This is a genomic window from Seonamhaeicola aphaedonensis (assembly GCF_003386195.1).
In the GTDB taxonomy this organism is placed as follows: Bacteria; Bacteroidota; Bacteroidia; order Flavobacteriales; family Flavobacteriaceae; genus Seonamhaeicola; species Seonamhaeicola aphaedonensis.
The window spans coordinates 1-1,366 of the sequence record NZ_QRDX01000034.1 but is presented as its reverse complement, the minus strand read 5'-3'; the positions used below and the strand labels follow the sequence as shown (position 1 = coordinate 1,366).

General features: G+C 40.6%; 1 protein-coding gene. It reads left to right on the top strand.

From position 1 onward, the window contains the following. On the top strand, positions 1 to 1,366 hold a 1,366-nt coding region (locus DFQ02_RS14990), incomplete at both ends, for a RagB/SusD family nutrient uptake outer membrane protein (RefSeq protein ID WP_147297803.1).

Below are 1,366 nucleotides of genomic sequence, written 5' to 3'. Positions count from 1 at the left end.
ATGTTATATTAGGACAAGCTTACTTTTTTAGAGCATTCTTCCATAACGAAATCATGAAGTTCTGGGGGCGTTTCCCACATATCACTGAGGTATATGAAGGAGCCATTACTACACCGCGTCCAGAAACTTACAAAGAAGTAGCGTTGTCTGTTAATGAGGACTACAAAAAAGCTATCGAACTGTTACCTGTAGATTGGGATGATGAACCCTACGGGCAATCAACTCTTGGTGATAATGCTGGTAGAGTAACCAAGGGGGCTGCTTACGCATTTCAAGGTAAAAACTTACTTTGGGCGGCTAGTCCGTTAATGCATTTCAATAACCAACCAGGGATTGATACCTATACCTATGATACCGAACTAGCAGCTATGGCTGCTGAGGCTTTTGCAGAAGTACTTAAGCTAGAACAAGCTGGTGAGTATTCCTTAGCAAAAAACATGGAAGATTACAAGAAGGTACTCTGGGAGGTGCCAAGAAACAGGTGGCCTGGTTTAGCTCCAGAAGCTAAAGAATTAATTTTTGCAGGTTCAGGAGGTTCATCTGTTGGTCAAACAATTGCTTTTATGGCAGCTGGTATTCCAAGACCTATTGGTCAATCGTCATCAGGAAATGAAAGTGCGACCCATAATTTTATATACAACAATTTTGGAATGGCCAACGGATTGTCTATTGAGGATGATATGAGTGGTGCTTATGGCACTCCAACTTATGACCCTAATAAACCATTTGACAATCGTGATCCTCGTTTTAAAGCATGGATTTTTACAGATAGAGATCAGATTTCAACCAGAGGAGGTGTGTCGGCAGCAAATAAATTTGCCCAGTTATGGGATGATGGAAGTGGTAATTCTGGTTCTCACCGTGGCGCGAATAATGTTTCACGAACAGGATACATGTTTAAGAAGTTTTATCCAGAGATTAATGGTCAATACCATGTACAGAAAGGAAACAATATTATTAGAAGATTTACAGGAATGCGCATTCATATGAGATTAACAGATGTGTACCTCATGTATGCAGAGTCCCTTCATGTTGCTAAAGGAGCTACTACAGCATCTAACGGTTTTGGATTAACTGCAGAACAAGCCATCAATACACTAAGAGATAGAGCGGGAGTTCCTCATGTACATCCAGCCATTGTTGCAGACAATACTAAGTTCATGGACGAATTAAGACGCGAAAGAGCTGTAGAATTATCATGGGAAGCACACCGATGGATGGATATACGCCGTTGGGGAGTTGCCCATGAAGATAAATACAAAATGAAAACAGGGTTATATTTTGATAAAGATTGGACCTTCTTTGAAGAGTTCCTTATTGTAGAGCGCATTTGTGAGTATCCTAAACACTATTGGTTGCCTTTTGA